Source organism: Acidisoma sp., assembly GCF_035492295.1.
Classification (GTDB): Bacteria; Pseudomonadota; Alphaproteobacteria; order Acetobacterales; family Acetobacteraceae; genus Acidisoma.
In genome coordinates this window covers 1-25,787 of record NZ_DATJJK010000256.1, presented here as the reverse complement: position 1 = coordinate 25,787, position 25,787 = coordinate 1, and the positions used below count along the sequence as shown (strand labels likewise).

Here is a 25,787-nt window from a genome sequence, read left to right as displayed (position 1 = left end):
GCCATGCTGGGCGACATCCAGATCGCCGAACCCGGCGCGCTGATCGGCTTCGCCGGCGCCCGGGTCATCGAACAGACGGTGCGCGAGAAGCTGCCGGACGGTTTCCAGCGCTCCGAATATCTCTACGACCACGGCATTATCGACATGATCGTCCGCCGCACCGAAATGCGCGAGACGCTCGCCCGGATCGTGAGCCTGCTCCACCCCCCCGCCGCGACCGAAGCGCCGCCGGCGGACGATCTGGCAGCCTGACGGAGGCCGACGCATGGCGAGCCTCGCCATACGGGAGCGCGAACGGAGCCAGGACCCCAGGGTGGACGGCATCCTCGAGCGGCTCCTCAGCCTCTATCCCCGGTCGATCGACCTCGACATGGGCCGGCTGCTGGGCCTGCTCGGGAAACTCGGCAATCCGCATCAGCGGCTGGCGCCGGTGCTCCATGTCGCCGGCACCAACGGCAAGGGCAGCACCTGCGCCTTCGCCCGCGCCGTCGCCGAGGCGGCCGGACTGCGCACCCAGGTCTATACCTCACCGCATCTGATCGACTTCAACGAGCGCATCCGCCTCTCGGACGGGCTCGTCAGCCATCAACGCCTCGCCGAAACGCTGGAAACGGTCGAACGCGTGAATGCGGGGGCGGCGATTACCGTCTTCGAAGTCATCACCGCCGCCGCCTTCGTGCTCTTCGCCGAAGACCCGGCCGATCTCTGCATCCTGGAAGTGGGGCTGGGCGGCCGCGGCGATGCGACCAATGTCATCGAGCGGCCTGCGGCCTCGGCCATCACCTCGATCTCGATCGACCACCGGGATTTCCTGGGCGACAGCCTGACCGGCATTGCCGGCGAGAAGGCCGGCATCATCAAGTCCGGGGTTCCGGTCGTCACCGGCGCGCAGAAGCCGGAGGTTCTGGATGTCTTCATCCAGCGTGCGGCCGAACGCGGAACGACGCTTCTTGCCCGCGGGCGGGATTGGACCGTGGCGCCAGGGCCGGAGGGGCTCGACTATCACGATCAGCATGGGCCGCTCAGCCTGCCCTGGCCTCCCCTTGCCGGACCGCATCAATACGACAATGCCGGCATCGCGGTCGCCGCACTCCGCCTCTCCGGCCTGATGATCCCGGATCGCGCCTTCGAACAGGGGATCGGCCGGGCCGAATGGGCCGGGCGCATGCAGCGCCTGGGCGGCCCGCTCGCGGCCCGCCTGCCGGCAGGCTGGGAGCTCTGGCTCGACGGCGCGCATAATCCGGGCGCCGGCGTGGCGCTGGCCGCCCACCTCGCGACGTGGACCGACCGGCCGCTGCATCTCGTCATCGGCATGAAGCAGGGCAAGGACGCGGCGGAGTTCCTCAAACCCCTGCTGCCCTTTGCCGCGAGCGTCTGGGCCGTGGCCGAGCCGGGCCAGCATTTGGCATTGCCGGTCGCTGAGGTCGTCACCGCCTCGGGCGGCGTTGCACGGCCGGGGGGTCGTGTGGCGGAGACCCTCGCCGCACTGCGCGCGGAGGAAGGCGGCGGACCACCGGCCCGGGTGCTGATCTGTGGCTCGCTCTACCTTGCCGGCGCTTTGCTCCGGCAGGGGTGACGGGCAGGATCTGCTCTAGCGCGGCACCAGGGACGCTGTGCCGACATAGGCGGCCGCTGTCGCCGCGATACAGAGGGCGACCGAGGCCAGGATATTGGCGAGCGCGGCGCCTGGCCGCCCATCCCGCAAAAGCTCGAAGGTCTGCAGGCTGAAAGACGAAAACGTTGTAAAACCGCCGCAGAAGCCGACCATCAGGAAGATGCGGAGTTCCGGCGAGAGCAGCGTGCGGCTCGGTGACAGCGCGGTCGCGGCAAAGACGCCGATGACGGCCGAGCCCAGGACGTTCACGATCATCGTGCCCCAGGGGAAGCCGATGCCGAAGAGCCGGGCGGCGAGAAGCCCGACCCAGGCGCGGCCCATGCTGCCGATGGCGCCCCCCGCGGCCACGAGAAGGTAGCTGGTCGGGTTCACGGGCAGGTCACCATGGCAAGTCTCCTCCAGGATCTGGCGATCGCGCCCAGAATGGCGGCGATCCCGTCCCCTGGAAAGAGCAGGCGGTCAGGCCGGCAGATGTTTGGCGATATAGGGCGGCAGCTGGAAGGCGGCGTGATGCACCTCCGGCGTCCAGTACTGCGTGGTGCCCAGGATGCCGGCGGTCTCGGCCCGCGTCCGCAGCGTCGCCACGTCAACGCTCGCGATGCTCGGCTGCTTCGCGGCCCAGCCCAGCGTCATGAAGCCGCCGACATAGGTCGGCACCGCGGCGACATAGGCGCCGACATGAGGGAAGAACTGGCGGCGGCGCAGGCTCGTTTCACGCAACTCGTCCGCCTGCATGAAGGGCACGCCGCACTGGTTCACGATGAGCCCGCCATCGGTGAGGATGCGCGCGCTGTTCTGATAGAACTCGTCCGTGAACAGAACTTCGCCGACGCCGATGGGATCGGTCGAATCGACGATGATGACATCGAAACTCGCATCGGGCGCGCGGCGGACATAATCGATGCCGTCGCCGATGATGACTTCGCCACGCGGATTGCTCCAGGCGTCACCGGCGATGCCGGGCAGGAATTCCTTCGACAGGCGCACAACCTCGCCGTCGATCTCGCACATCACGGCCTTTTCGACCGTGCTGTGCTCCAGCACCCGGCGCAGCACGCCGCCATCGCCGGCGCCGATGATGAGCACGCGTTTCGCATTGCCATGCGCCAGCAGCGGCACATGCGTCAGCATCTCCTGGTAGACGAACTCGTCGCCTTCGGTGATCTGGATGGCGCCGTCGAGCACGAGGACGCGGCCGTGGGACTCGCTTTCAAAGACCACGATGTCCTGGAACGCGCTTTGCACGCGGGCCAGTTCGCGGGTCACGCGGAAGCGCTGCCCCCAGCCGGGATAGAGCGTTTCGTTGAGCCAGCTGTCGGTCGCCATGGGCTGCTCCGATGTCAGATAAGGACGCGACCCGTCAGTGGCCTCTGCCACAAACGGGTCGCGATCGTCAGCGATGAGAGGTGATCGGGCGGCTTATTCGCCGCGGCGGCCGCGCAGCTGCTCGTCCAGGTCGATCCGCGACGGCGAGAACGCCGCCTCGAGCACCGGAATGCCGAGCTTCGGGTCGCATTCGCCGCACATGAACATGTCGATCGCGGCGAAGTTCTTCTCCGGCCAGGTGTGGATGGAGATGTGGCTCTCGGCGAGCACGAGCACGCCAGAGACCCCACCATTCGGCGAGAAATGGTGGAAATGCGAATGCAGGATCGTGGCGCCGGAAACGATTGCAGCCTCGCGCAATGCGCGATCGATGTGATCGGGCTCGTCGAGATTCGTCGCTCCCCACAGATCGACCAGCAGATGCGTGCCCGCAAACCGCTGCCCGTCGCGTTCGATCCAATAATCCTTCTGCACCTCCGCTTCGGCGGCCGTTGCAGACGTCTGGTTCTCGCTCGGGAAATCCGAGACCATCCCCAGTCGGGCAAGTGCGTTCATGCGCATGCTCCCTCAACCAGTAGGACGGCCTGTTGGACATGCCCTCATGGCATGCCCCCTGGGGCCAAGGCGGCGGGTTATGCGGTCGCTAGCCCCTTGGCGCAAGTGAAATTATGGTATCGGACCTGACCTCGGCTATGCATTTGGGTAAGAGTTTCCTCCACGTCACCCGGTTTGGGGTCAAATCCCTCTCAGGAACCTTCCGATCGCGGCAATGGTCGTTTCATCCATCAGCGCCGGCGCGTGACCGACGCCCGGCAGCACAAGGCTTTCCGAACCCGGGCGCGCCATCTGCTCCAGGGTCTCGGGCAGCAGGAGATCGCTCAACGCGCCTCTGATCGTTAGCGTCGGCGCCACGATCTTTTCCCAGAAGGGCCAGAGATTGACGTCCGCAGGCTCGGCCGCGCGAAGGGGCTCACCAATCGCCGGATCGTAGTGCAGCGTCACCCCACCCGCGACCGGACGGGAGGAGGCAGCCGCCATCTCGGCCCAGCCGGCGTCATCCGGCACGCCGAAGGGCGCGTGGATCACGCGAAGGTGCGCTTCCAGCGCCGGGAGATCGGGGAAGACCGGCGGCGGCTGCATATAGTCCCGGATGCGGGCCAGCGCCGCCTCGGGGATGAAGGGGCCGATGTCGTTCAACACCAGCCGGGCGATCGGGGTTTTGCCCTGCGCGGCGAGAATCAGGCCGCAGATGCCCCCCAGCGACGTCCCGACCCAAAAAACCTTCTGCGGCAGGGTCGCGAGGAGAGTCGCGAGCGCCGTCACATAGCTCAGCGGCTGATAGAGACCTGGATCGGAAAGCCAGTCGGAGCGCCCGCGCCCGGGCAGGTCCGGGCAGATCACGTGGAAATCACCCGCCAAACTCCGGGCCAGCCGGTCGAAATCCCGGCCCTGGCGCGTCAGGCCGTGGACGCAGACCACCACCGGTTTTCCCGCCTCCCCCCATTCGCCGAAGGCCATGTCGTGGAAGCCGTCCGGCAGCAGGTATCGGATTGTCCCTGTTCGCGGTTCCATGCATTTCCCTTCCTCGCCGCCGCCGGATGGCGCGGCACTGCGACCGTCATGCAGACGGCACTTGCATCTTGGGCACCAGTCATGACCCTTGCGGCCAAAGCTTTCAACATCGGGGATCGCCACCATCGCAGAGACCGAGGATAAGCCGGGCCCGGCTGGCACGCGGTCGCGCTCGCCCCGGCTGTCGCGGGGGCTGAAGCGCACGCTGACGGCAATCGGGCTGGTGATCTGCCTGTTCGCCGCGGGCCTCGCCGCGATCCTCTGGCGTATCCTGCCACCGCAGGACGACGTGCTGACCATTGCGGGCGTGGTCGATCCCGTGGGCGTCGCTTTCGACAGCAATGACATTCCGTTCATCCGCGCGGCCTCGGACACGGATGCGGCGGCCGCCCTCGGCTATATCCACGCACGCGACCGCTTCTTTCAGATGGACCTGATGCGCCGGGCGGCGGGCGGCACGCTCGCAGCCTTGCTTGGGCCCGCGGCGCTGCCGAATGACCGGGAGATGCGGACGCTCGGAACCCGCGCGAGTGCCGAGGCCGATGTCGCCGATCTTTCGCCCCAGGCGCGGGCGATGCTGCAGGCCTATGCCAACGGCGTGAATGCCTGGCTTGCCAAGCGCGGGCGATTCACCGCCCCGGAATATCTCGTGCTCGGCAAGCCGGAACCCTGGACCATCGTGGACAGCCTGCTCTGGGGCAAGATGATGGGGCTTTGGCTCTCGGGCAACTGGCAGGCCGAACTCGCGCGCCTCGCGCTCTCCGGCACGATGCCCCGCGCCCAGATCGACAGCCTGTGGCCGGCGGCAGCTCCCGGCAGGCAGCCCGATCAGGCGGCGGCTGCCCCGCCCGGGGCCGCCAAGGCCGCCCAGCAGGCGCTGACCTGGCTTCGCCACTTCCCGCAACCCTTCACCCAACCGGCCCAGGCTTCCAACGAATGGGCGGCAGCCGGAACGCACACCAATACCGGCCGGCCTCTGCTGGCGGGTGACCCGCATCTCGCCTTCGGCTTTCCCGGGATCTGGTATCTGGCCCGGATCGACACGCCGAGCGGCTTGCTGGCGGGCGCGACCGTCCCCGGCGTTCCCTTCCTCGTCATCGGCCACAACCAGCACGTCGCCTGGACCTTCACGACGACGGGCGCCGATACCGAAGATGTCTTCATCGAGCATGTAACCGCGGACGGCACGCAGTACGAGACCCCCGACGGGCCGAAACCCTTCGGCCACCGGCGGGAGGTGATCCATGTGCGCGGCCGGCCCGACGTGGTGCTTGACGTGCGCACGACCCGGCACGGCCCGGTGATCGGCCAGGGGCCAGACGCCCATACCGTGCTCACGGTCGAGATGGCGAGCCTGGCGCCGCACGATACCGCGGCGGACGGGCTGCTGGCACTCGACAATGCCCGCTGGGTCTCGGATGCGGGCCTTGCCGCGCAGAAGATCACCAGCCCGGTGCAGAACCTGATGGCCGCTGATACGGCGGGCAATATCGCCTTCTACACCACCGGCCGCGTGCCGATCCGGCGCAGCGGAGACGGCGCTTGGCCGGAGGATGGCGCGGATGGGCGGCACGACTGGACCGGCTGGGCCGCCGGCAGCGCCCTGCCGCACGACGTCAACCCTGCCTCCGGCGTCCTGCTCAATGCCAACGAACCGACCGTGGGGCGGGATTTTCCGGTCATGATCAGCCGGGACGCTTTCGGAGGCTGGCGCGCCGCGCGCATACGCCAGCTGCTGGATGCCCAGCCGCTGGACAGTCTTGAAAGTTTCGCGGCCATGCAGATGGACGTGGTGAGCGACTACGCCCGCCGCCTGCTGCCGGTGCTCAATGCCGTCATGGTGCCGAAAGACGATCCGGCGGCGCCGGCCGCTGCCCTGCTGCACGGCTGGGACGGGCGGATGGCCGCGCATGCGCCCCAGCCCCTCATCTTCAACGCCTGGATGGAGGCTTTCGGGGACCGCGTGCTGAAGGCGAACGGCGTGCCGCCCGATTCGGGTGCGGTGCTACGGGACAGCTTCGTCATGAGCCTGCTCGTCCCGGCCGGGGGCGAGGGCAAGGCCGCCGCTGTCTGGTGCGGGGGAGATTGCCGCCCCTATCTCCGCCCTGCGCTGGACGATGCCATGGCCAAGCTGCGGCCGCTCTGGGGCGCGCGCTACGCACGCTGGCGATGGGACCGCGCGCATAAGGCGCTCTTTGCCCATCCCATCGTCTCGCGCCTGCCCATCATTGGGGGCTTGGGCGACGCGCGCGTTCCGGTGCCGGGCGATGCCACGACGATCGACGCCGAAGCGCCGGGCTTCGGCCCCGGGCGGGAGGAATTCACCGCAGTGCACGGGCCGGAATTCCGCGGCGTCTATGACATCGCCAATCTCGATCGCAGCCTCTTCGTTATCGCGCCTGGGCAGTCGGGCGACCTTCTGGACCAGCACGCCTTCGATTTTCTGCAACGCTGGCGCACGGGTGGCATGGTGCAACTCGGACCGGAGCCAAATGTTGTTTCCCGCCAGATCAGGATCATGCCAAAATCGAAACCGTGAGCACGATGAACGCCATCCCCGTCGATGATGACAGCCTCACCTGGGGCGTCCCGAGCCGCCGCGTCGCGGCGTTCTTCATCGACAGCTTTCTGATCATGATAGTGACGCTGGGTTTCGCCTTCGTTTTCGCCTTCATCCACCTGATGAGTTTCGGCCTGCTGCGGGGGCCTGCGCATCTCGTGCTGCTGGTAGGCCTGATCTACCTCGCCGGATGGATGGCGAGCCCCGCCATGGCGACGCCAGGGCAGATGGCGGTCGGTCTCAGTGTGCGGCGCGCCGATGATCTCGGCCGGGCCACCCTGGTCCAGGCTATCGCCTTCACCGGCCTGCTCTACCTCACGCTGGTCGCCGGCGTGATCTGGCTTGGAGTCGCGCTCGTCACCACCCGGCGGCGCGCGATCCACGACATGCTGTCGGGTTTGGTCATCGTCCGCGCGGGTGCTCTGGAACCACGGCCATGGTGACACGACATCTGAACCGGCGGGTGTGCCCGCCCGGACCAGGAGGCGCAACGCGGCGATGAACTACCGGACCATCCGTCGGCCGAATTTCTTCTACACGACCGCGCCCCTGCCCTGCCCCTATCTTCCGGGGCGGACCGAACGCAAGGTGGTGACGGAGTTGACGGGGCCGGAAGCGGAGTCCCTGCATGACCGGCTTTCCCGCGCCGGGTTCCGCCGCAGCCATAACATCGCCTACGCGCCTGTCTGTCCGAATTGCCGCGCCTGCGTGCCGATCCGGATTCCTGTCGGCCTCTTTGAGGCCGATCGCGGGCTGCGGCGCATCGCCAAGGCCAATATCGCGTTGACCGCCCGGGAGGTGCCGGCGGTCGCGACCGTCGAGCAGTACCAGCTGTTCCAGCGCTACCAGCAAACCCGCCACGCAGACGGGGATATGGCGGCGATGAGCTTCTACGATTACCGCGCGATGGTCGAGGATACGCCGATCGATACCTTCGTCACCGAGTTCCGGGACCCGGCGCAGCGCCTTGTGGGCTGCTGCCTGATCGATCGGCTGGCCGATGGCCTCTCCGCGGTCTACAGCTTCTACGAAGCCGAAAGCGCCTTCAAATCCCTCGGCAGTTTCACGATCCTGCACCTTATCGGACAGGCGCGCACGATGGGCCTGCCCTATGTCTATCTCGGCTACTGGGTCTCCGAGAGTCGCAAGATGGCCTACAAGACCCGCTTTCAGCCCTGCGAGATTCTGACGGGCGGCGCCTGGCGGCTGATGGCGGCCACCGGCGAAACCGGGTCCGCCACCGAAGAGGCGCGTTTCAGCGAGGCAGTCTCCAGCGGCTGGCCGGCGGAGAGCGGCGCGGAATAACCCGCCGCCTCCGTTTCCGGATCCGGCTCAGCTCCAGCGGCGAACGACGCGACGGTAGCGCGGCTCCGGCGCGAAGGGGCTGGAGGGCGAGTGCAGCAGATAGCCCGCGAGATAGCCCACGGCCGCAACGCCAATGAGGGCAAGCAGGGGCTGCTCCTTCACCGTGCTGGCGACCGTGCTGCCGGCGACGCTCCCGGCCTCGTACACCTTGCCGCCAACCGCGCTCGCCTTGGCGCGGACGGTCTCTGCAGCGTGGCGAAGGGCGGGTTCGGCTTGGTCAGCGAAATCCCCGGCAGCTTCGGCCGCATCGGCCGCGACGCTGTCGATCGTATCGCGGGCATCGCCCCATGCCTGCTGTGCGCGGCCGGCGAACTTGTCGGCCTTGCCCTCGGCCTCGGTCTTCGTGTCGCCCGCAACGCCGCCCACGGCATCCTTGATGGTGCCCTTGGCTTCGTCGAAGGCGCCTTCGATGTGATCCTTGTTCATGCGTGACACCCTTTCTGATGGACGTGGCGCCGCCGCCAGGACGACGCCACTCGGAATTGAACCTTCAGATGGTGTGTCTATCCGCGATGGAAAGCTCCCCGCCGCGGATATCGGCCGTCACGGGCGAGAGTGTGATCGTGTCAGATGGAAGCGAAACCGGCTTCATCCGACAGGTGAGCCACACTCGGCCGCTTCAGTGCCTAGTAGCCCGAACCCGGCACGATGCCGTTGCCCCTGGAGGTCATGCACTGGGCATAGGCGTTGTTGTAGATCTGCTGCAGGCCTTGCGCCTTGCGCTGGGTCTGGCCGGCGCCGATGGCCGAACCGCCGAGAAGGCCGGCGCCCGCGCCGATCGCCGCACCCATGCCGGCATTGCCGCCAGCTGCGCCGAGCAGCGCACCGGCCGCCGCACCGAGGCCGGTACCGATCGCGGCGGTCGCGACACCGTTGCCCTGGCTGTTCTGCGTCGCCGCCGGATAGGCGACGGTTTGCTGGGCGTAGTTCCGGCAGGTGTAATCGTCATTCTGGAAGAGCGTCAGGCTCTTGCCGGCGGGGGGAACGGCGGTGATGGTCGGCCCTGTCGGCGTCGGCGCCGCACAACCGGCCAGCAGGCCGACGGCGACCAAAGGCGCCATGATCTTGAAGGTGTTCAGCCGAGTCATCTGTCGTCTCCCTCTTTGGATGCGAAGCTTTCCAGTCCAGGGAAAGCGTTTCAACCTCTTAAATTATAAACAAATAATCTGGCCAGCGGGTTTGTCTTCCGGGATCGTTTAACATAGCGAAACGATGTGGTCGCCGAAAGTTCATGCTGGGCGGCGGGCACGCAACGCGGTCGAGAGCGTGCCGTCATCCAGAACTTCCAGCGCCCCGCCCATCGGCACGCCATGGGCGACACGGCTGACCGCCACACCGGCACCGGCCAATCGCTCGCTCAGCCAATGCACCGTCGCCGCACCATCCACAGTCGCCCCCAGCGCCAGAATGACCTCCGTAACCGTTCCGTCCGCCAGACGCGTCAACAGGGGGCCGAGGTTCAGATCCTCCGGCCCGATGCCGCCCAGCGGCGAGAGCACCCCACCCAATACGTGGTAAAGGCCGCGATGCGCCCCCGCGCGTTCGATCGCCCAGAGATCGCCCACCCCCTCCACGACGCAGATCAGGCTGCGGTCGCGGTTCGGATCGGCACAGATCGTGCAGGGGTCCTGCGCATCCAGATTGCCGCAAATGTGACAGTGCTTGACTGCTTTTGCCGCCTCCACCAACGCCTGGGCCAGCGGCAGCATGCGGGTATCCGGTTGCTGCAGAAGCTTGAGCGCCGCCCGTCGCGCGCTGCGGGGGCCGAGCCCCGGCAGCTTTGCGAGCAGGCCGACCAGACGGTCGATCTCAGGGCCGCCCATGGATGCGGCGACCGGTCCTTAGAAGGGCAGCTTCATGCCGGGCGGCAGCTGCAAGCCGCCAGTCGCATTCTGCATATGCTCGGCGGTCATCGCCTCCACCTTGCGCCGCGCATCGGCATGAGCGGCGAGCATGAGATCCTCGAGCATCTCCATCTCGGCCGGATCGGCGAGCTTGGGATCGATCTTGACGCGCTTCATGTCGCCCTTGCCGCTCAGCACCACGGTCACCATGCCGGCGCCGGCCTGGCCTTCGACTTCGGCGGCTTCGAGTGCTGCCTGCATCTCCTGCATCTTCTGCTGCATCTGGGAGGCCTGCTTCATGAGGCCGGCGAGATTCTTCATCGGTCGTTCTCCATATCCATCTCGTCAATGAACTCCGCATCGGGCGGGGCGAATTCAGGCATGTCGTCGGACAGGAGAAGATCGTCGGCATCGCCACTCTCCTCCTCGCCATCGGTCGCGGTCGCGGCGACAGGCGGCAGGCGGTATTCGTCGGCCAGCGGATCGCGCACCGATTGCAGGCGCGCGCCCGGGAAAGCCTCCATGATGGCGCGCACCAGTGGATGCTCCGTCGCCTCCTCCTCGCGCTGCAAATCGGCCGCCTGGCGCTGCTGGTCGATCGTGGGCTCCCCTTCGAGGGAGGAGAGCGCGATGGTCCAGCGCTGGCCCGTCGCCTCGCTGAGCAGGCCAGCCAGCCGCGAGGCGAGGTCGCGCGGCGCATCGGGCTCAGGCCGGATGTCGATCACCGGCGGCGCGTAGCGCACGAGGTGCACGGAATGAAGGAGATGGCCGTAGAGCGTCATCTCGTGCCGGTCGCGCACCAGCGAAATGACCTCGCGGAAGCTGCCGGGCGCCGGCTCGAACTGAGGCGCTTCTTCCCTTGTCTGCGGCAAGATGGCGGTCTCGGCCGCTGTCGCCGGCGCCATCTCGGGCGCCGATGCCATGGCTACGGCGCGCAGCATTGCCCCGCCGCCGCCCGCGATGGCGCGCGCGCCGCCGCTACCGCCCGGAATGGGCCCGGACTCCGGCGCAGCCGCCGGACGCGCGATTTCACCCTGGCCCGCCAGCCGGCGGACAAGATCGCCCGGTGTCGGCTGGTCGGCCAGATAACAGAGGCGGATCAGCACCATCTCGGCCGCCGCCCTGCGGTCGGGCGCCTGCTCCACCTCGGAAACGCCTTTCAGCAGCATCTGCCAGGCGCGGCCGAGAACAGGGAGCGACAGGGCTTCGGTAAGCTCCACTCCGCGCAGGCGCTGCAGCTGTGGCAGGTCAGCGCTCTCCCGCAGGTCGGGCGAAGCCTTGAGGCGGCTCAGAAGATGGGTGAGTGCGAGCAAGTCCTGCAGCACCAGCCCGGCATCGGCGCCGCGCTCATGCGCCTGGTCGAGCATGGCGAGGACCTGCGGCGCACGACCCGCCATCAGATGCTCGAAGAGATCGAACACGAGCCCCTGGTCGGCAAGGCCGAGCATGTCTGCGACGGCTTCGACCGCGATCGATCCGCCTTCGACGGTACCCATCACAATTGCCTGATCGAGCAGCGAAAGCCCGTCCCGCACCGAGCCGTCGGCCGCACGGGCGATCAGGTCGAGGGCTTCCGGCGCGATCGCGACCCCTTCCTGCGCGGCGATGCGGCCGAAATGGGCGGCGAGCTCGGCCGCCGGCACGCGGCGGAGATCGAATTTCTGGCAGCGCGAGAGCACGGTGATGGGCACCTTGCGCAGCTCGGTCGTCGCGAAGACGAATTTGACGTGCGGTGGCGGCTCTTCCAGCGTCTTGAGCAGCGCATTGAAGGCGTTGCGCGACAGCATGTGGACTTCATCGATGATGAAGACCTTGACCCGCGCCTCCATCGGCCGGAAGCGCGTCGCCTCGATGATTTCGCGTACGTCATCGACACCGGTGCGGCTTGCCGCATCCATCTCGATCACATCCGGATGCCGGTCGGCCATGATGGCGCGGCAATTCGGACAGATGCCGCAAGGGTCGGCGGTCGGGCCGCCCTTTCCGTCCGCGCCTGTGCAATTGAGGCAGCGGGCGATGATGCGGGCGGTGGTGGTTTTGCCGGTGCCGCGCACGCCGGTCAGCATGAAGGCATGGGCGATGCGGCCGGTGGCAAAGGCCCGGCGCAGGATGCGGACCATCGCGTCCTGGCCGATCAGATCCTCGAATCGCGCGGGGCGGTAGGCACGCGCCAGCACCCGGTAGGGCGCAGGCACCCCAGGCATGGCCGGCTCAGGCGCATCGCCGAACAGGCCGGGGCCGGCGGCGAGCGGTTCTGGCAGCAGGTCTTCTGAAACAGGATCGGCTTCGGTCACGCGACCTTCTAGACGATAGGAAGCCCGCCAAAGCAAGTGCGGAAGCGATGCGCCCCGCGGACGGCATAAGCGGGATCACGATTTTGGGAAAAGCGGGGGGCCGGACGCCGACCCGAGCGGAAACTCGTTGCGGCTGCTTCCTTCCGGACCTGACCGGGTTGGCGAGGCACTCGTCCGTCGCCGACCCCCCTGGCGAGGCTATCTACGCGCGGAGGCTGCCTCTCGCAAGCGTCATCGCCGCTTGTCCGGTCGGCCGTGCCATGCGAACAAAGCTCGTGCCCCAGATCGACTCCTTTTCCCCCATCCGCCCGCGCCGCCCCAACGTCTATACGGGCAGTCCGCTCGACCGAATGGCAGAACGCCGCGCCGATGCCGCCTTCATCGCGGAGGCACGCGCTCATCCTCACGCAATCGTGGCCCCGATCTGGCGGACCCAGAGTCTTTTCCTCGGTCAGGCGGCACGCTTCTTTTCCGTCGCCGAAACTGCAAGCTTCTCGCCACAGGAGGAGCACTGGATTTTCCTCGGCTATTGGGAACAGCGGCCGGTCTTCGCTGTCGATCTCAATCAACATGAGGAACCGCAGGGCCTTCTACCCGGGGACGGTGCCGCCTTCGCCGATATTCGCGGTCTCGGCGGCATTCTGCCTGTGGGTGAGGCGTCGATCCTCGCCTATGCCCGCGGCCTCATCCATTGGCAGAGCCGGACCCGCTTCTGCAGTGTCTGCGGCAGCCCCTGCGTGCCACAGAGCGCGGGCCATGTGATGCATTGCACGGGTTGCGGCACGGATCATTTTCCGCGCTCGGACCCGGCCGTGATCATGCTGGTCCTGAAGGAAGACCGCGCCCTCCTCGGCCATGCCAGCCGCTTCCCCGAGGGCATGTATTCGACGCTGGCCGGTTTCGTGGAACCGGGCGAAAGCCTGGAGGAAGCGGTGCGCCGCGAAGTCGCCGAGGAAACCGGCGTCATGGTCGGCGCCGTCTCCTACCATTCCAGCCAGCCCTGGCCCTTCCCGCAATCCCTCATGCTCGGCTTCCATGCCGAGGGGCTTTCGGAAGAGATCACCTTCCACGACGCGGAACTCGCCGATGCCCGCTGGTTCACCCGCGACCAGTGCCGCAATGCCGAGGCTCATGGCTTTCGCCTGCCCGGGCCGGACAGTATCGCCCGCCGCCTGATCGAGGACTGGCTCGCCGACGAGGCCTGAACTCAGCCCGTCAGGATCGCGTCCACCGTGCCGGTCCGGGCGAAGCAGTCGGAACCGTCGGCCACGGCCGCGCAGCACGGCGGAGTCGCTGGATTAGCGGAATCGCCCGAAGCGGTGGGCGCCGAAATGGCGCCGGAGTCGCACGCGGATCGCGGCGAGACGACGGCCGCTATGGGCCGCGCCCGGCTCCGCCGGCCGACGTCCCCAGGGAAGAAGCCCGCGCAACTCCGCCAGGAAGCCACGCACCCGCGCGAGCGGCGGGCCGATGCGGATCATCGCCCAGGCCCGCGCTGCCCCAACCTTGCCATGCAGCCATGCGAACCATCCGATCGTCATCAGAGCAGGACGGCAGGCTTGGTAGATCCAGAGCGCCACGACGAGACCGACGCCCTTCACCAGCACCGCCACCATGGTCGCTGCGACGATTTTGCGATGAGCGAGAAGATAGGCCGCGTAGAAACCGCCGATATGGCTCATGGCTTCGGGAATGAGGAAAAGCGGGACTATGGCCCAGGCCGGCAGGGTTGCGAGCAGGGCTTCAAGACGGCGCAAGGGGCCGAAATGCCGCAGCAGCCGGGCAATCGTCTGCAGGATCAGCTCGAAAAGCACGAGCAGCAGAGCCAGGGGCAACAACAGCGTGTCGCGCGGGCGACGCGCGGGCGGCCGCGCACTCGGCGGCTTCGTCTTCTTCATCGACGTCCTATAGCCGGAATAGCCTTCCAATGGCAGGGACCGCCCAATCCCGAAAGGGCGTTTTTGTGAATCCGCGCGGCCTCCGGTACAAGCGCGCGCTCCGGTCGTCCCGCCGTGCCGAGACCCTAGGATACGAACACCGATAATGGCATCCGCCTTCTTTCAGATCCGTAACCCGCTCCGGCGGCTCGACCGCTACATCCTGCGCCAGATCCTGGTCGCCCTGATCGCGGTCACGGTGGCGCTGGTTGCGCTGATCTGGCTCACTCAGTCGCTCCGCTTCGTCGAGCTGATCGTCAATCGCGGGCTGTCGCCCTTCGTTTTCCTTCGCCTCACCGTCCTGCTGGTGCCAAGCTTCGTCGCCATTATCCTGCCCATCACGATGTTCGTGGTGGTGCAGTTCGTCTATCAGAAGCTGGCCGGCGACCGCGAGCTGACGGTGATGCGCGCGGCAGGGATTTCTCCCTTCGCGCTCGCCCGCCCCTCCCTCGTGCTGGCAACCTTGGTCGCCGGCCTGTGCTTCTGGCTCAATATCTGGATCGTGCCGTCGAGCTTCACGGCCTTCCGCGAGTATCAGTTCGAAATCCGCAACCGGATCGCCGCCTTCCTCATCCAGGAAGGTGTCTTCACGACGATTTCGCAGAATCTCACCGTCTATGTCCGCAAGCGCGATCCAAGCGGGGTGCTGCACGGCATCCTGGTGGATGACGAGCGCGATCCTGCCAATGCCGCCACCATCATCGCCCAGAGCGGACGTATCGTGCCGGGGGCGCATGGCCCCCGGGTTATCCTGTTCAACGGCGCACGGCAGGAGGTGGACAAGAAGAGCGGCCGCCTGAACTTGCTCACGTTCAGCGAAAATGTGATCAACCTGGCCGCCAGCGCCAGCGGCGACGATACCCGCTTCCGCGATGATTCCGAGGTTTCTCTGCACGAGCTTCTGCACCCGTCCCCGGATGAGATCCGACCGCAGGACATTCCGAAATGGCGGGAGGAGGCACACCGCCGCCTGTCCGAACCGCTCACGGTCATCTCCTACACGCTCGTTGCCCTCGCCTCGGTCCTGACAGGCGCTTTCCGCCGCCATGGCGGTTTCGCCCGCCCGCTGATCGGTGTCGGGATCACCGTCGGACTCGTGGCGCTCGGCCTCAGCTTCGGCAACATGGCCGCGCGCAACAGCGCCTTCCTGCCGCTGGTCTGGATTCAGGCAGTCGGCCCCGGCCTTGTGGCGGCCTGGCTTCTCTTCAGACGCCAGCGCTTGCACGTGCCGCCGCCCGCGGCGGCGGCCAGCCAGCGCGAGGCCTGACGCTCTTGTTCCTCTCCCGCATCCTGGCAGGCTACATCAGCCGGCTTTTCACGATCTCGGTCGTCGCCATGCTGGGCGCACTGACGGGATTGGTCTCGCTCTTCGACTTCCTCGAACTCCTCCGCCGCTCGGCGACACGCCCGGACGCGACCTTCGGCCTCGTGGTCGAGATGGCGCTGCTGCGCGTGCCCTGGGCGATGCTGCAGATTCTGCCGTTTGCGATCTTGCTGGGCGGCATCTGGGCCTTCTGGCGCCTCGCCCGCTCCTCCGAACTCGTGGTCGCCCGTGCGGCCGGGCTTTCCGCCTGGCAATTCCTCCTCGGCCCCATCATCTGCGCCTTCGCGCTTGGCGTTTTCGCGGTCATCGCGGTAAGCCCGGTCTCGGCCATGCTCTTCGCCCACGCGAATGCCATGGAGGAGACCTTCCTGGACGCCGGGGGCGGGCCGCTGGCACTGAACGGCGGCCAGCTCTGGCTGCGCCAGGGAGACGAGACGAAGCAGAAGGGCGGCTTCGCCATCATTCACGCGACAGGCGTGATGCGGCGGGGCGCGGTGCTGACCACCGGCCCGATGACGGTCTTCCGCATCGGGCCCAACGACAAGATGATCGACCGGATCGAAGCACATAATGCAAAGCTCTCCCCAGGCGACTGGCTTCTCTACGGTGCCCGTGTCCTGGTCCCTGGCCAGGTGCCGACGCCGCCGGATGTCATGACGCTGCCCACGGATCTCAACGTGAACCGCATTCAGCAGAGCTTCGCGGCGCCCGACGCCCTCTCCTTTTGGCAGCTGCCGGGCTTTATCCGGGTGCTGGAGCGGTCGGGCTTTTCCTCCGTCGCCCACCGGCTGCGCTTCCAGGCGCTGCTGGCGTTGCCACTGCTCTGCGCCACCATGTCCCTGGTCGCGGCCGGCTTTTCGATGCAGACGAGCAGGCGAGGCGGTATTGCCCGAATGATCGGCGGCGGCGTCGCCTCGGGCTTCGCACTTTTCATGCTGTCGCAGGTCGCGCAGCAATTCGGGCAGTCAGGCGCGCTTCCCGTGGTATTGGCTGCCTGGGCGCCGGCGGCCGCAGGCCTCATGCTGGCCCTGTCGCTGCTCCTGCATCTCGAAGACGGTTGAGGACCCGCCCGATGTCTAAGACTTCTGCCATCCGCCGTCGGCGCGGGGCCCCGAAAAGCCTCTCCCGCCCATCACCCGGCGCGCCGCTGCACGGCCCCCGTCTCTGCCCCCGGCTTGGCCTGCGCCTCGGCCTGCGCCAGGCGCTGCTCGGCGCCGTCTCACTCGCGACCGTCAGCGGCATCCCGAGCCTCATCCTAGAGGCACGCGCCCAAACCGCCGGAGCGAGCTTCAACCAGCATCAGCCGGTCACCTTCAAGTCGGACCGGATCGACTACAACCAGAAGAGCAACATCGTCACGCTCTCGGGCCATGTCGAGGCTTGGCAGGCCGGCCACGTCCTGTTCGCCGATCGCGTGCTCTACGATCGCAATACCAATATCGCGGACGCGGTCGGGCATGTCGTGCTGGTCTCGCCGGATGGCAATGTCGTCTATGGCAACTATGCCGAGCTCAGTCAGGACATGACGAACGGCATCATCAGCCAGATCAACGTCACCCTGCCGCAGAACGCCAAGCTCGCCGCCAATGGCGCGCGCCGGACGGAGGGCAAGGTCAACGAGCTCAGCCGCGCCGTCTACACTGCCTGCGACGTCTGCGCGAAACATCCCAACAGCTATCCCTTCTGGCAAATCACGGCGCAGAGCGCGACCCAGGACCTCCAGCACCACCTGATCGAGTATCAGGACGCGACGATGGAATTCTTCGGCGTGCCGGTGCTGTGGATGCCCTATTTCTCGCATCCTGACCCGACGGCGAAGCGGATGAGCGGCCTGCTCATCCCCAATGCGGGTGTGAACAGCCATATCGGCGCCTTCACGAGCATTCCCTACTATTGGGTGATCGACAAATCGACGGACGCGATCATCACGCCGATCCTCTCCAGCAAAGAGGGCCTGGCCGGCGACTTAAAGCTGCGTCACAGCTTCAACTTCGGCGCGCTCAATGTCGATGCGTCCAGCGGCTTCGACAAAGGCCAGCTGCAGGGTGCGCTCTTCGCCAACGGGCAGTTCGACCTGACGCCCTCCTGGCGGGCCGGCTTCAATATCCAGCGCGCCTCCTCGGTCTCCTATCTGAACGACTACTCGATTCTGCCCAACGCCAACGAGTTGCAGAGCAATCTCTACCTCGAGGGCTTCGGCGCCGGCTCCTATGCGCGGATCGAGTCGAGCTTCTACCAGGGCTTGGTCGGCAGCGTGACGAACAGCCAGCTGCCGCTTGTCCTGCCCTACGCGACCTATTCCTTCACCAGCCTGCCGGACGGGCTTGGCGGCACCACCTCGATCAATCTCTCCGCCTTCAATATCGAACGCACCGACGGCACCAATACCCAGCGGGCCGCGATCAGCGGCGACTATTCCCTGCCCTTCCAGGACAGTCTCGGCGAGCAATGGAGCACGGTCTTCCATTTCGACGCCGCCGGCTACAACGCAACCGGACTGAACGAGTTCCCGAACTACGACACGGCGCATGACAGCGCCTCCGAGGTGCGCGCCCTGCCCCAGGTCGCGCTCAACTACAGCTGGCCGATCGTCAATGATTCCGGGCGCTTCGGCTCGCAGCTCATCAAGCCGATCGTGCAGCTGATCGCCGCACCGATCATCAGCAACAACGTCGACACGACCAATATCCCGAACGAAGACAGCTTCGACTTCCAGTTCACGGATGCGAACCTCTTCGGCTTCAACAAATACCCAGGGATCGACCGGCTCGAAAACGGCATGCGCGCCAATGTCGGCCTCCAGGGCACCTGGTTCTTCAACAATGGCGCGACACTCGACGGCCTCATCGGCCAGTCCTACCGCGCCCATACGGACGACACCTTCGCGCCGGACTCCGGGCTGAACGACAATGTCTCGGATATCGTGGCGCGGCTGACCTATACGCCGACGAGCTGGCTCAACTTCACCTATCGGACCCGGCTCGACCACGAGAGCCTGCAGGACAAATATACGGATACCTTCGTCTCCGCCGGGGTTCCGGCGCTGCGGGTCAGTGCGGGCTACCTCTATTCGGCGACCGATCCCTATTACTATTACGACGGCAGCCCTCCGCCCGCGGAATATTACACGCCGCGCAGCGAGGTGACCTTCGGCCTCAATACCCACTATCAAAGCTGGAGCTTCAACGGCGCGGTCCAGCAAAACGTCGAGACGGGAAAGCTGGACAACACCAATGTCGGCCTTGGCTGGCAGAATGACTGCTTCGGCATCAATCTGAACTATTCCCACAGCAATACGACGATCGACGGGGAGAACGGCTCCACCACGGTGCTGCTGACCATCACTCTCAAGACGATCGGCGCTCTCGGCCTGAACGCGCTCTAGAGCGTGATCGTGCCCTCTAGAAGCGATTTGGCTTCCATAGAGCACGTGAATCACACTCTAAGCTATTGATAAGGGTTTGATTCACGGTTCAGATAAATCGCTCGCGCCATTCAATCTGAACTGATCAGACGCTAGATGCCCATGATGTCAGGAGTTTTGAACAAAGCCATGTCCTTCCGCCTGAAACTCATCTGCCTGGCTGTCGTGCCAGGCTGGCTCATCTGCGCCAGCCTGAGCGCGCCCAGGGCGGAGGCACAGACCGCGACGATCGCGGCCGTCGTCAATGGGGACGTGATCACCAGTGAAGACGTCAACAACCGCGCGCGCTTCTTCGCACTGGCCACCGGTCAGGCACCCTCCCCCGACATTGTGGATCGCCTGAAACCGCAGATCCTGCAGCAGCTCATTAACGAGCGGCTGGAAATCCAGGAGGCCGAGCGTCGCAAGATTGTTGTCTCAGACAAGGAAGTGGCGGCGGCCATCGGGAATATCGAAAAGAACAACAACATGCCGCCCGGCGGCCTGCGCGCGAAGCTGAAGGGGCTCGGCGTCAACATCGATACGCTGATCGCCCAGGTGCGCACTCAGATCGGCTGGAACCAGGTGTTGCGCCAGGTGGTGGGTGAGATGGGGCGGCCCACGGCTGCCGACATCGACCGCCAGATCGCTCTGCAGAAGCAAAATAATGGTCAACCCGAATATAATGTCGGCGAGATTTTCATTCCCATCAACTCGCCGCAAGCCTCGGCTGGCGCGCAAAAATTCGCCGATACCGTGATCGCGCAGCTGCGCCAGGGCGCACCCTTCCCGATCATCGCCGCCCAGTTCAGCCAGGGTGAGACGGCGCTGCAAGGCGGCGCGCTCGGCTGGGTAGGGGCCGACCAACTCGACCCCGCGGTTGCGCAGCTCGTGTCCCAAATGCCGGTGGGTGCCATCAGCAACCCGATGCCGGTCGCGGGCGGCATCACCATCGTCCAGTTGCGCGGCCGTCAGATCGCGGGGCAGACGGATACCGGGGGCCTGGAGCTGAACGTGCGGCAGGTCTTCCTGCCCTTCAGCTCGCCGCTCAATACGGCCAACCCGACCGCCCAGCAGCGCGCGACCATCCAGAAGATTCACGCGATCGCCCAGAGTGCCAAAAGCTGCAGCGACATCGAAGCGGCGAACGCGGCGGCCGGCAATGTGAAGCCGTCCAACCCCGGCCCGGTCAATCTCGCCCAGGTGACGCCGCCGCAGTTCAAGGACCTTCTGTCCAAACTGCCGGATGGCAAGGCGAGCCCGCCGCTGATCGCGGATAGCGGCGTCTCCCTCGTCATGATCTGCGGTCGGACCACCCAGGCTCAGGTCCAGCCTTCGCGGGATCAGGTCGCCGAGGAACTGTTCCAAAGCCGGGTCGGCCTCGCCGCCCAGCAGACCCTGGACGAGTTGCACCGCCAGGGCTCGATCCAAATCATGCAGAAGTCGTGACCGAAGCCCGGCCCGGAGCCGGAATTCCTCTTCCGTCGCTGCAAACGGTGATCGCCCGGCATCAGTTCCGGGCGAAGCATTCGCTTGGCCAGCACTTTCTGCTCGATCTCAACCTGACGGCCAAGATCGCGAGCATCGCGGGCGATCTCGCCGGACGTCAGGTGGTCGAGGTGGGCCCCGGCCCCGGTGGCCTGACCCGCGCGCTGCTGCAGACCGCCGCCGCGCACGTGACGGCGATCGAGATCGACCCGCGCGGCGTCGCGGCGGCCGAGGAACTGGCGGCCCATTATCCCGGACGGCTGACGGTCGTGGCGGGCGACGCCATGAAGCTGGATGTGGTGGCGCTGGTGCCGGGGCCGCGGCAGATCGTCGCCAATCTGCCCTATAATGTCGGCACCCCGCTGCTGATCGGCTGGCTGCGCCAGGCGGCGGCCTTCGAAAGACTGACGTTGATGTTTCAGGAGGAGGTGGCGCAGCGCATCGTGGCCGCACCCGGCACCAGCGCCTACGGGCGGCTCGCGGTCCTCGCGCAATGGACCTGCACCGCTGCCCTCGCCCTACGCATCCCTCCCGAGGCTTTCACGCCGCCGCCCAAGGTTCATTCAGCCGTGGTGAGGCTGCTGCCCCATGCGGAGCAGCCCACCCCCGCCCTCCTCTCGGCCATGGAACGCGTGACACATCACGCCTTCGGCCAACGCCGGAAGATGCTGCGCGCCGCGCTTAAGCCGCTCGGCGGGGAAGCCTTTCTCGGTCGAGCGGGCATCGAGCCGACGCGGCGCGCAGAAACCTTGACGGTCGCTGAATTCGACCGTCTCGCCCGGCTGCTGCTGGAGGGCGCGCAGCCAGAGGCGTAGGGCCGAAGGCGATCACGAGGGCTGGTTGGTCACGCTCAGCACGCGGGCATTCAGCTGGTCGGCTGAATGGTCCGGATTGCCGGCAACGGGGCCGCTCGTCGCCGCCCGGATCTGGCCGACCTGCTGATGGACCACATCCGGGCTCGGCGGCACCATCATACCGGACTGGGCCGGAAGTGGCGCCATGCCGGGACCACCCGGGGACTGTCCCGCGGCCATCGCACCCGGCGGCTGCGCCATCGGGCTCAGCGACTGAGCAACCTGCAGATGCCGTTGCAGCGTGGGCAGGCTTTCCTGCGCATAGGTTCGAAGCGCGCCACTCTGACCGTTCTGAACCTCTGCCTCGAACAGCCGGATCGCATGCTCATGACCACGCACCATCGCGTGATTGAACATCGCGTCGAACTGATCGGGCGGCGCCGCCTGCAGCTTCTGGTACAGGGCCGCTTCCATCGGGCCAGGCTGCGGCGCCGTCTGCAGCATCAGCGTGCTGGCAATGTGGGACAGCTCCATGTTCGACTGCGTATGGTCCTGCACCAACATCTGGCCGAAATTGCGCTCGTTCTGGGTCTGCCCCCGCTGCACGGCGAGATTGCCCAGCATGATTTCGGCCTGGTTGATGCTGGAGGCCCGCATCACAAAATGCGCATCCCCCACCGTGGCTGCCGGATTGCCGGCCGTATCCGCCGGCAGGACGGTGTCGGTGCCGGCCACCTGGCCGGGCTTGAGCGTGATCGTCTGGGTCGCGGCCGCGCTTGCAGGTCCGGTCGCGGCGGCAGCATTCTCGCCGGGCACGTCCTGCGCCAGCGCGGCCCCTCCCGAAGTGACGAGAAGGCCTGCGCCAAGCACGGTCGACAGGAGCCAGCGGCTACGCATTTGGTTGCGGTTCCTCATGGCGTTACTCCTTTTTAATGTCGGTCGGCACGTCCGACTGGACGCGTGAACGAGGCTTACATTGGCCGCGGCGCCCACTGATCAAAGGCGCCGTCGCCCGATCGTGAGATGCCCCGTCGGCAGCCCGCCGATCCGGCGGGGGTTGCCCAATGCCCGCCGTCCCGTCACAAAACGCAGCTTCGACGCGACCCCACACATCTTTGAGGAGGTTTGGTGACCCGTCTTGCGGACATCTTCTCCCGCAAGGGCCCGCATGCCGCGGAACCGGCGCCGCTGGCCCAGGCGCGCCTGCCGGAACGCCAGCACCGGATGGCCGATGCGGTCCGCAGCATGGTCGCGCGGCGGTCGGCAGCGGGGGAGCATGCGCCGCATTACACCGAAATCCTGCCCACGCTCGAAACCGCGCTGAGCCCCGTCGTCGAGGTCGCCACCACCCTGTGGTCCCGCGCGCTGCGGTTCGATGCCGCCGCCCCGGCCTGGGCAGACCGCGACCGCGTCGTCGTCTCCTGCCGACAACAGGCGCAGATCCTGCGCAGCCTGCTGGAACTCTGCGGCATCGACCCGGCCGAGCTCAGCTTCGCGCTGCCCGGGGTCGAGACGGTATTTTCTGTCCCCGGCCAAGCCTTCGCCGCGGCGGTCGGCCAAGCGCTGGCCGAGCGCATGATGGCAGCGCGCTACGGCAAGAGCCTGGTCGACCATCGCACCTGGCTCTTCACCGCACCGGGGGACCTGACCGGCGGCCTGACCTACGAGGCGGCGAAGCTCGCGGGGGATCTCAAGCTCGGCAAGCTGGCCCTGCTGGTAGAGGAGCCTCCGGCGACATCGCCCGAAGCTGCCCTGGCCGGCGAGGTGATGGAGCGTTTCGCGAGCTGGGGTTGGGCCACCAAACGTGTCGCGGCGCAGGATCCGGCCGCTGTTTCAAGCGCCTTTTCGGTGGCTTTGCGCGCCCGCAAGCCGTTGCTCATCTCCTGCCGGCGGCCGAACCATCCGCCCCGCATTGCCGAAGGCGAGATCGGGGATGATCTGCGCGAAGCCTGGCGCGCGGCCGGCGCCCGCGCCACCACGGCACGACGCGGCTGGCTGAAGCGCCTGGCTCGCCACGCCCAGGCGGGCGAGTTCGAGCGCGTGCTGAACGGCCGCTTGCCGGATGGCTGGCGCGACATCGCCCGCGCCGAGCGAGCCCGGCTTGTGGCGATCGAAGAAGCGATGTCGCCGCTCGCCGCAAGCCGCACCTTCATCGGCCCGATGGCGGCCGCCATCCCGGATCTGACGGGCGCCGCGCGCGGCCTCGCCACGGCCGCGGCAGAAACACCCATCCCCGACACGATACCCGTGGACGGAAGTGATTTCGGCGGCCGCCACATCGCCTTTGGCGGAACGGAAACCGCACTCCCCGGCGTGCTGGCCGGCGTCACGAGCCATGGCGGCCTGACGATCCTCGCCGAGACGACGGCCGCCGGTGCCGACTGTCTGCCCCAGACCCTTCGGCCACTGGCCCGCGAGGGCCGGCGCATGATCCATATCCTGGCCGAAGCGCAGGACGATCCCGCCGCCGCCGCCGCCCTGCCCCTCGCCTCATTGCGCGCCATCCCGCACCTGCTCGTCTTTCGGCCGGCCTGCGCCATCGAGACGGCGGAATGCTGGGAGTTGGCGTTGCAGCGGGACGATGGGCCGAGCGTCCTCGTCCTGTCTGGCCGCCCGATGGCCCGCTGGCGCCAGGACAGCATCGAAAACGCCTGTGCGCGGGGCGGCTATGTCGCGGCGGGCTTGTATGACGCGCGCGCTGCGACTTTGATCGCGAGCGGCGCGGAACTGGCGGTGGCGATGGAAGCGCGGGCGATGCTGGCGCAGTCCGGCGTCTCCGTCGCGGTGGTTTCGCTGCCCTGCTGGTCCCTCTTCGCGAGCCAGAACGAGGCCTATCGCGCAGACGTTCTGGGCGAGGCGCCGCGGCTCGCGGTGGAAGCCGGATCGGATTTCGGCTGGGGGCGCTGGCTTGGCGCCGAAGGACAGTTTATCGGAGCGGCGAGCCTTGGTTTGATGGCGGCGCGGCCCGGGGAATATTTCAGGGTTACGGCGGAAGCGCTGGTGATCGCGGTGAAGAAGAAGCTCTGAGTGCCGGTCGAGGCACGCAACAACAGGAGAAGCTGACTATGGCAGTGACGGTAGCGATCAACGGTTTCGGCCGTATCGGGCGGCTTGTGCTCCGCGCCATGATCGAGAGTGGGCGTACCGACCTCACCCCGGTGCTGATCAACGACCTCGGCTCGGTCGAGGCAAACGCCCACATGTTCCGCTACGACAGCGTCCACGGTCGCTTCCCGGGCGAGGTGAAGGTCGAAGGCGACAGCCTCGTCATCTCCATGAACGGCCGCACCTACGCGCCGATCAAGGTGACCGCGCATCGCAATCCGGCCGAGATCCCGCTGAAGGGCGTCGACGTCGCGATGGAGTGCACCGGCATCTTCACCAGCAAGGAGAAGGCCCAGCCGCTGCTCGACGCAGGTGCGCGCAAGGTCATCATCTCGGCGCCCGCCGATGGTGTGGACGCGACCATCGTCTATGGCGTCAACAACAAGACGCTAACCTCCGAGATGACGGTCATCTCCAACGCCTCCTGCACCACCAACTGCCTGGCGCCGGTGGCCAAGGTCCTGCAGGATAATTTCGGCATCCTGCGCGGCTACATGGTGACGATTCACAGCTACACCGGCGACCAGAAGACGGTGGACACGCTGCACAAGGACCTGCACCGCGCCCGCGCCGCCGCCCTTTCCGCGATCCCGACCTCGACGGGTGCCGCCCGCGCCGTCGGCCTCGTGCTGCCGGAGCTCAAGGGCAAGCTGGACGGCACCGCCATTCGCGTGCCGACGCCGAACGTCTCCCTCGTCTCGCTCGACGTGAACCTGGCAAAGAAGGCCACGAAGGAGGAGATCAACGCGGTGATGAAGGCGGCAACGGAAAGCGGCCCGCTGAAGGGCATCCTCGCCTATAACACCGAGCCGCTGGTCAGCTCCGACTTCAACCACAACCCGGCCTCCAGCACCTTCGACGCGACCCAGACCGCGGTCGTGGACGGCGAAATGGCGCGTGTGCTCGCCTGGTACGATAATGAGTGGGGCTTCTCGAACCGCATGTCCGATACCGCCGCCGCCTTCGGCGCGCTGTGATCTGACCAAGACCAACCGACGTTCAGGGGACGCGCAATGACGTTCAAGACGCTTGATCAGGCCGATGTGAGAGGGAAGCGCGTGCTGCTGCGCGCGGACCTCAACGTGCCGATGCGGGACGGCCTTATCAGCGATCTGACCCGCGTGGAGCGGGTCGGGCCGACGATCCAGCAGATCGCCGAC

The 25,787-nt window shown here is 66.8% G+C and carries 24 protein-coding genes, 1 other RNA gene and 1 pseudogene; 14 read left to right on the top strand and 12 right to left on the bottom strand.

Going from position 1 to position 25,787, the window contains the following annotated elements:
- A pseudogene (locus tag VL752_RS19300) lies at positions 1–252 on the top strand (acetyl-CoA carboxylase carboxyl transferase subunit beta); the annotation flags it as partial.
- A 13-nt stretch (positions 253–265) separates the two neighbouring features.
- On the top strand, positions 266–1,576 hold the full coding sequence (locus VL752_RS19295) for a bifunctional folylpolyglutamate synthase/dihydrofolate synthase (protein WP_325357756.1): 1,311 nt from the start codon (positions 266–268) through the stop codon (positions 1,574–1,576).
- Between the two features lie 15 nt (positions 1,577–1,591).
- On the opposite strand, the gene crcB is transcribed toward VL752_RS19295, so the two are convergent.
- From crcB to VL752_RS19275, 4 genes are all read right to left on the bottom strand, one after another.
- Complete coding sequence (gene crcB, locus VL752_RS19290) at positions 1,592–1,987, bottom strand: fluoride efflux transporter CrcB (RefSeq protein WP_325357754.1); 396 nt, start codon at positions 1,985–1,987, stop codon at positions 1,592–1,594.
- An 87-nt stretch (positions 1,988–2,074) separates the two neighbouring features.
- Positions 2,075–2,941: a polyamine aminopropyltransferase gene (speE, locus tag VL752_RS19285; protein ID WP_325357752.1), complete on the bottom strand. Its 867-nt coding sequence runs from the start codon at positions 2,939–2,941 to the stop codon at positions 2,075–2,077.
- 93 nt (positions 2,942–3,034) lie between these two features.
- Positions 3,035–3,496, bottom strand: a complete 462-nt coding sequence (speD, locus tag VL752_RS19280; protein ID WP_325357750.1) for an adenosylmethionine decarboxylase — start codon at positions 3,494–3,496, stop codon at positions 3,035–3,037.
- Between the two features lie 180 nt (positions 3,497–3,676).
- Positions 3,677–4,513: an alpha/beta fold hydrolase gene (locus tag VL752_RS19275; RefSeq protein WP_325357748.1), complete on the bottom strand. Its 837-nt coding sequence runs from the start codon at positions 4,511–4,513 to the stop codon at positions 3,677–3,679.
- 88 nt (positions 4,514–4,601) lie between these two features.
- Between VL752_RS19275 and VL752_RS19270 the strand changes: the two genes are divergently transcribed.
- Genes VL752_RS19270 through VL752_RS19260 form a run of 3 tightly spaced genes read left to right on the top strand, consistent with a single transcriptional unit; the run spans position 4,602 to position 8,378 of the window.
- The gene (locus VL752_RS19270) at positions 4,602–7,052 is read left to right on the top strand and encodes a penicillin acylase family protein (protein WP_325357746.1); all 2,451 of its coding nucleotides are present in this window, start codon (positions 4,602–4,604) and stop codon (positions 7,050–7,052) included.
- 5 nt (positions 7,053–7,057) lie between these two features.
- Positions 7,058–7,516 carry an RDD family protein gene (locus tag VL752_RS19265; protein WP_325357762.1) on the top strand — a complete coding sequence of 153 codons (459 nt, stop codon included), beginning with the start codon at positions 7,058–7,060 and terminating at the stop codon, positions 7,514–7,516.
- Positions 7,517–7,571: 55 nt separating this feature from the next.
- Entirely contained in the window at positions 7,572–8,378 is an 807-nt protein-coding gene (locus VL752_RS19260; protein WP_325357744.1) for an arginyltransferase, read from the top strand.
- 27 nt (positions 8,379–8,405) lie between these two features.
- On the opposite strand, the gene VL752_RS19255 is transcribed toward VL752_RS19260, so the two are convergent.
- The 6 genes from VL752_RS19255 to ffs form a co-directional block, all read right to left on the bottom strand.
- Positions 8,406–8,864 carry a CsbD family protein gene (locus tag VL752_RS19255; protein ID WP_325357742.1) on the bottom strand — a complete coding sequence of 153 codons (459 nt, stop codon included), beginning with the start codon at positions 8,862–8,864 and terminating at the stop codon, positions 8,406–8,408.
- Between the two features lie 200 nt (positions 8,865–9,064).
- Positions 9,065–9,526, bottom strand: coding sequence for a glycine zipper family protein (locus VL752_RS19250; RefSeq protein ID WP_325357740.1), 462 nt, complete (start codon positions 9,524–9,526; stop codon positions 9,065–9,067).
- Between the two features lie 141 nt (positions 9,527–9,667).
- Entirely contained in the window at positions 9,668–10,261 is a 594-nt protein-coding gene (recR, locus tag VL752_RS19245; protein ID WP_325357738.1) for a recombination mediator RecR, read from the bottom strand.
- 18 nt (positions 10,262–10,279) lie between these two features.
- A complete protein-coding gene (locus VL752_RS19240) occupies positions 10,280–10,603 on the bottom strand; it encodes a YbaB/EbfC family nucleoid-associated protein (RefSeq protein ID WP_325357736.1) in 324 nt (107 codons plus the stop codon).
- Positions 10,600–12,576, bottom strand: a complete 1,977-nt coding sequence (locus VL752_RS19235; protein ID WP_325357734.1) for a DNA polymerase III subunit gamma/tau — start codon at positions 12,574–12,576, stop codon at positions 10,600–10,602. Before VL752_RS19235 ends, VL752_RS19240 begins: the two co-directional genes overlap by 4 nt.
- A gap of 91 nt (positions 12,577–12,667) precedes the next feature.
- Positions 12,668–12,766: signal recognition particle sRNA small type (ffs, locus tag VL752_RS19230), an RNA gene on the bottom strand.
- A gap of 85 nt (positions 12,767–12,851) precedes the next feature.
- Here ffs and nudC point away from each other — a divergent pair.
- Positions 12,852–13,781: an NAD(+) diphosphatase gene (gene nudC / locus VL752_RS19225; protein WP_325357732.1), complete on the top strand. Its 930-nt coding sequence runs from the start codon at positions 12,852–12,854 to the stop codon at positions 13,779–13,781.
- 93 nt (positions 13,782–13,874) lie between these two features.
- On the opposite strand, the gene VL752_RS19220 is transcribed toward nudC, so the two are convergent.
- Complete coding sequence (locus VL752_RS19220; RefSeq protein WP_325357729.1) at positions 13,875–14,474, bottom strand: hypothetical protein; 600 nt, start codon at positions 14,472–14,474, stop codon at positions 13,875–13,877.
- A gap of 145 nt (positions 14,475–14,619) precedes the next feature.
- Between VL752_RS19220 and lptF the strand changes: the two genes are divergently transcribed.
- The 5 genes from lptF (at position 14,620) to rsmA (ending at position 21,543) form a co-directional block, all read left to right on the top strand.
- Positions 14,620–15,780, top strand: a complete 1,161-nt coding sequence (gene lptF, locus VL752_RS19215) for an LPS export ABC transporter permease LptF (protein WP_325357727.1) — start codon at positions 14,620–14,622, stop codon at positions 15,778–15,780.
- A gap of 5 nt (positions 15,781–15,785) precedes the next feature.
- Positions 15,786–16,898: an LPS export ABC transporter permease LptG gene (lptG, locus tag VL752_RS19210; protein ID WP_325357725.1), complete on the top strand. Its 1,113-nt coding sequence runs from the start codon at positions 15,786–15,788 to the stop codon at positions 16,896–16,898.
- 11 nt (positions 16,899–16,909) lie between these two features.
- The gene (locus VL752_RS19205; RefSeq protein WP_325357723.1) at positions 16,910–19,222 is read left to right on the top strand and encodes an LPS-assembly protein LptD; all 2,313 of its coding nucleotides are present in this window, start codon (positions 16,910–16,912) and stop codon (positions 19,220–19,222) included.
- 168 nt (positions 19,223–19,390) lie between these two features.
- On the top strand, positions 19,391–20,689 hold the full coding sequence (locus VL752_RS19200) for a peptidylprolyl isomerase (protein ID WP_325357721.1): 1,299 nt from the start codon (positions 19,391–19,393) through the stop codon (positions 20,687–20,689).
- Positions 20,690–20,712: 23 nt separating this feature from the next.
- Positions 20,713–21,543 (top strand): 16S rRNA (adenine(1518)-N(6)/adenine(1519)-N(6))-dimethyltransferase RsmA, encoded by an 831-nt coding sequence (gene rsmA / locus VL752_RS19195; RefSeq protein WP_325357760.1) that lies wholly within the window; start codon positions 20,713–20,715, stop codon positions 21,541–21,543.
- A gap of 12 nt (positions 21,544–21,555) precedes the next feature.
- Here rsmA and VL752_RS19190 read toward each other — a convergent pair whose 3' ends face one another.
- Entirely contained in the window at positions 21,556–22,437 is an 882-nt protein-coding gene (locus tag VL752_RS19190; protein WP_325357719.1) for a DUF4142 domain-containing protein, read from the bottom strand.
- A 213-nt stretch (positions 22,438–22,650) separates the two neighbouring features.
- On the opposite strand from VL752_RS19190, the gene VL752_RS19185 reads away from it, so the two are divergent.
- The 3 genes from VL752_RS19185 to pgk all read left to right on the top strand — a co-directional run.
- A complete protein-coding gene (locus tag VL752_RS19185; RefSeq protein WP_325357717.1) occupies positions 22,651–24,549 on the top strand; it encodes a transketolase-like TK C-terminal-containing protein in 1,899 nt (632 codons plus the stop codon).
- A 38-nt stretch (positions 24,550–24,587) separates the two neighbouring features.
- Positions 24,588–25,604 carry a type I glyceraldehyde-3-phosphate dehydrogenase gene (gene gap, locus VL752_RS19180; RefSeq protein WP_325357715.1) on the top strand — a complete coding sequence of 339 codons (1,017 nt, stop codon included), beginning with the start codon at positions 24,588–24,590 and terminating at the stop codon, positions 25,602–25,604.
- A gap of 36 nt (positions 25,605–25,640) precedes the next feature.
- Positions 25,641–25,787, top strand: a 147-nt coding sequence (pgk, locus tag VL752_RS19175; protein ID WP_325357758.1) for a phosphoglycerate kinase, incomplete at its 3' end; no start/stop codon positions are given.

Bases quoted from the DNA above. Each gene is read 5' to 3' on its own strand.
- VL752_RS19295 (WP_325357756.1), top strand. From the start codon at position 266: ATGGCGAGCCTCGCCATACGGGAGCGCGAACGGAGCCAGGACCCCAGG.
- speE (WP_325357752.1), bottom strand. From the start codon at position 2,941: ATGGCGACCGACAGCTGGCTCAACGAAACGCTCTATCCCGGCTGGGGG.
- speD (WP_325357750.1), bottom strand. From the start codon at position 3,496: ATGAACGCACTTGCCCGACTGGGGATGGTCTCGGATTTCCCGAGCGAG.
- VL752_RS19275 (WP_325357748.1), bottom strand. From the start codon at position 4,513: ATGGAACCGCGAACAGGGACAATCCGATACCTGCTGCCGGACGGCTTC.
- VL752_RS19265 (WP_325357762.1), top strand. From the start codon at position 7,058: ATGAACGCCATCCCCGTCGATGATGACAGCCTCACCTGGGGCGTCCCG.
- VL752_RS19260 (WP_325357744.1), top strand. From the start codon at position 7,572: ATGAACTACCGGACCATCCGTCGGCCGAATTTCTTCTACACGACCGCG.
- VL752_RS19255 (WP_325357742.1), bottom strand. From the start codon at position 8,864: ATGAACAAGGATCACATCGAAGGCGCCTTCGACGAAGCCAAGGGCACC.
- VL752_RS19250 (WP_325357740.1), bottom strand. From the start codon at position 9,526: ATGACTCGGCTGAACACCTTCAAGATCATGGCGCCTTTGGTCGCCGTC.
- recR (WP_325357738.1), bottom strand. From the start codon at position 10,261: ATGGGCGGCCCTGAGATCGACCGTCTGGTCGGCCTGCTCGCAAAGCTG.
- VL752_RS19240 (WP_325357736.1), bottom strand. From the start codon at position 10,603: ATGAAGAATCTCGCCGGCCTCATGAAGCAGGCCTCCCAGATGCAGCAG.
- VL752_RS19220 (WP_325357729.1), bottom strand. From the start codon at position 14,474: ATGAAGAAGACGAAGCCGCCGAGTGCGCGGCCGCCCGCGCGTCGCCCG.
- lptF (WP_325357727.1), top strand. From the start codon at position 14,620: ATGGCATCCGCCTTCTTTCAGATCCGTAACCCGCTCCGGCGGCTCGAC.
- VL752_RS19205 (WP_325357723.1), top strand. From the start codon at position 16,910: ATGTCTAAGACTTCTGCCATCCGCCGTCGGCGCGGGGCCCCGAAAAGC.
- VL752_RS19200 (WP_325357721.1), top strand. From the start codon at position 19,391: ATGTCCTTCCGCCTGAAACTCATCTGCCTGGCTGTCGTGCCAGGCTGG.
- VL752_RS19190 (WP_325357719.1), bottom strand. From the start codon at position 22,437: ATGAGGAACCGCAACCAAATGCGTAGCCGCTGGCTCCTGTCGACCGTG.
- gap (WP_325357715.1), top strand. From the start codon at position 24,588: ATGGCAGTGACGGTAGCGATCAACGGTTTCGGCCGTATCGGGCGGCTT.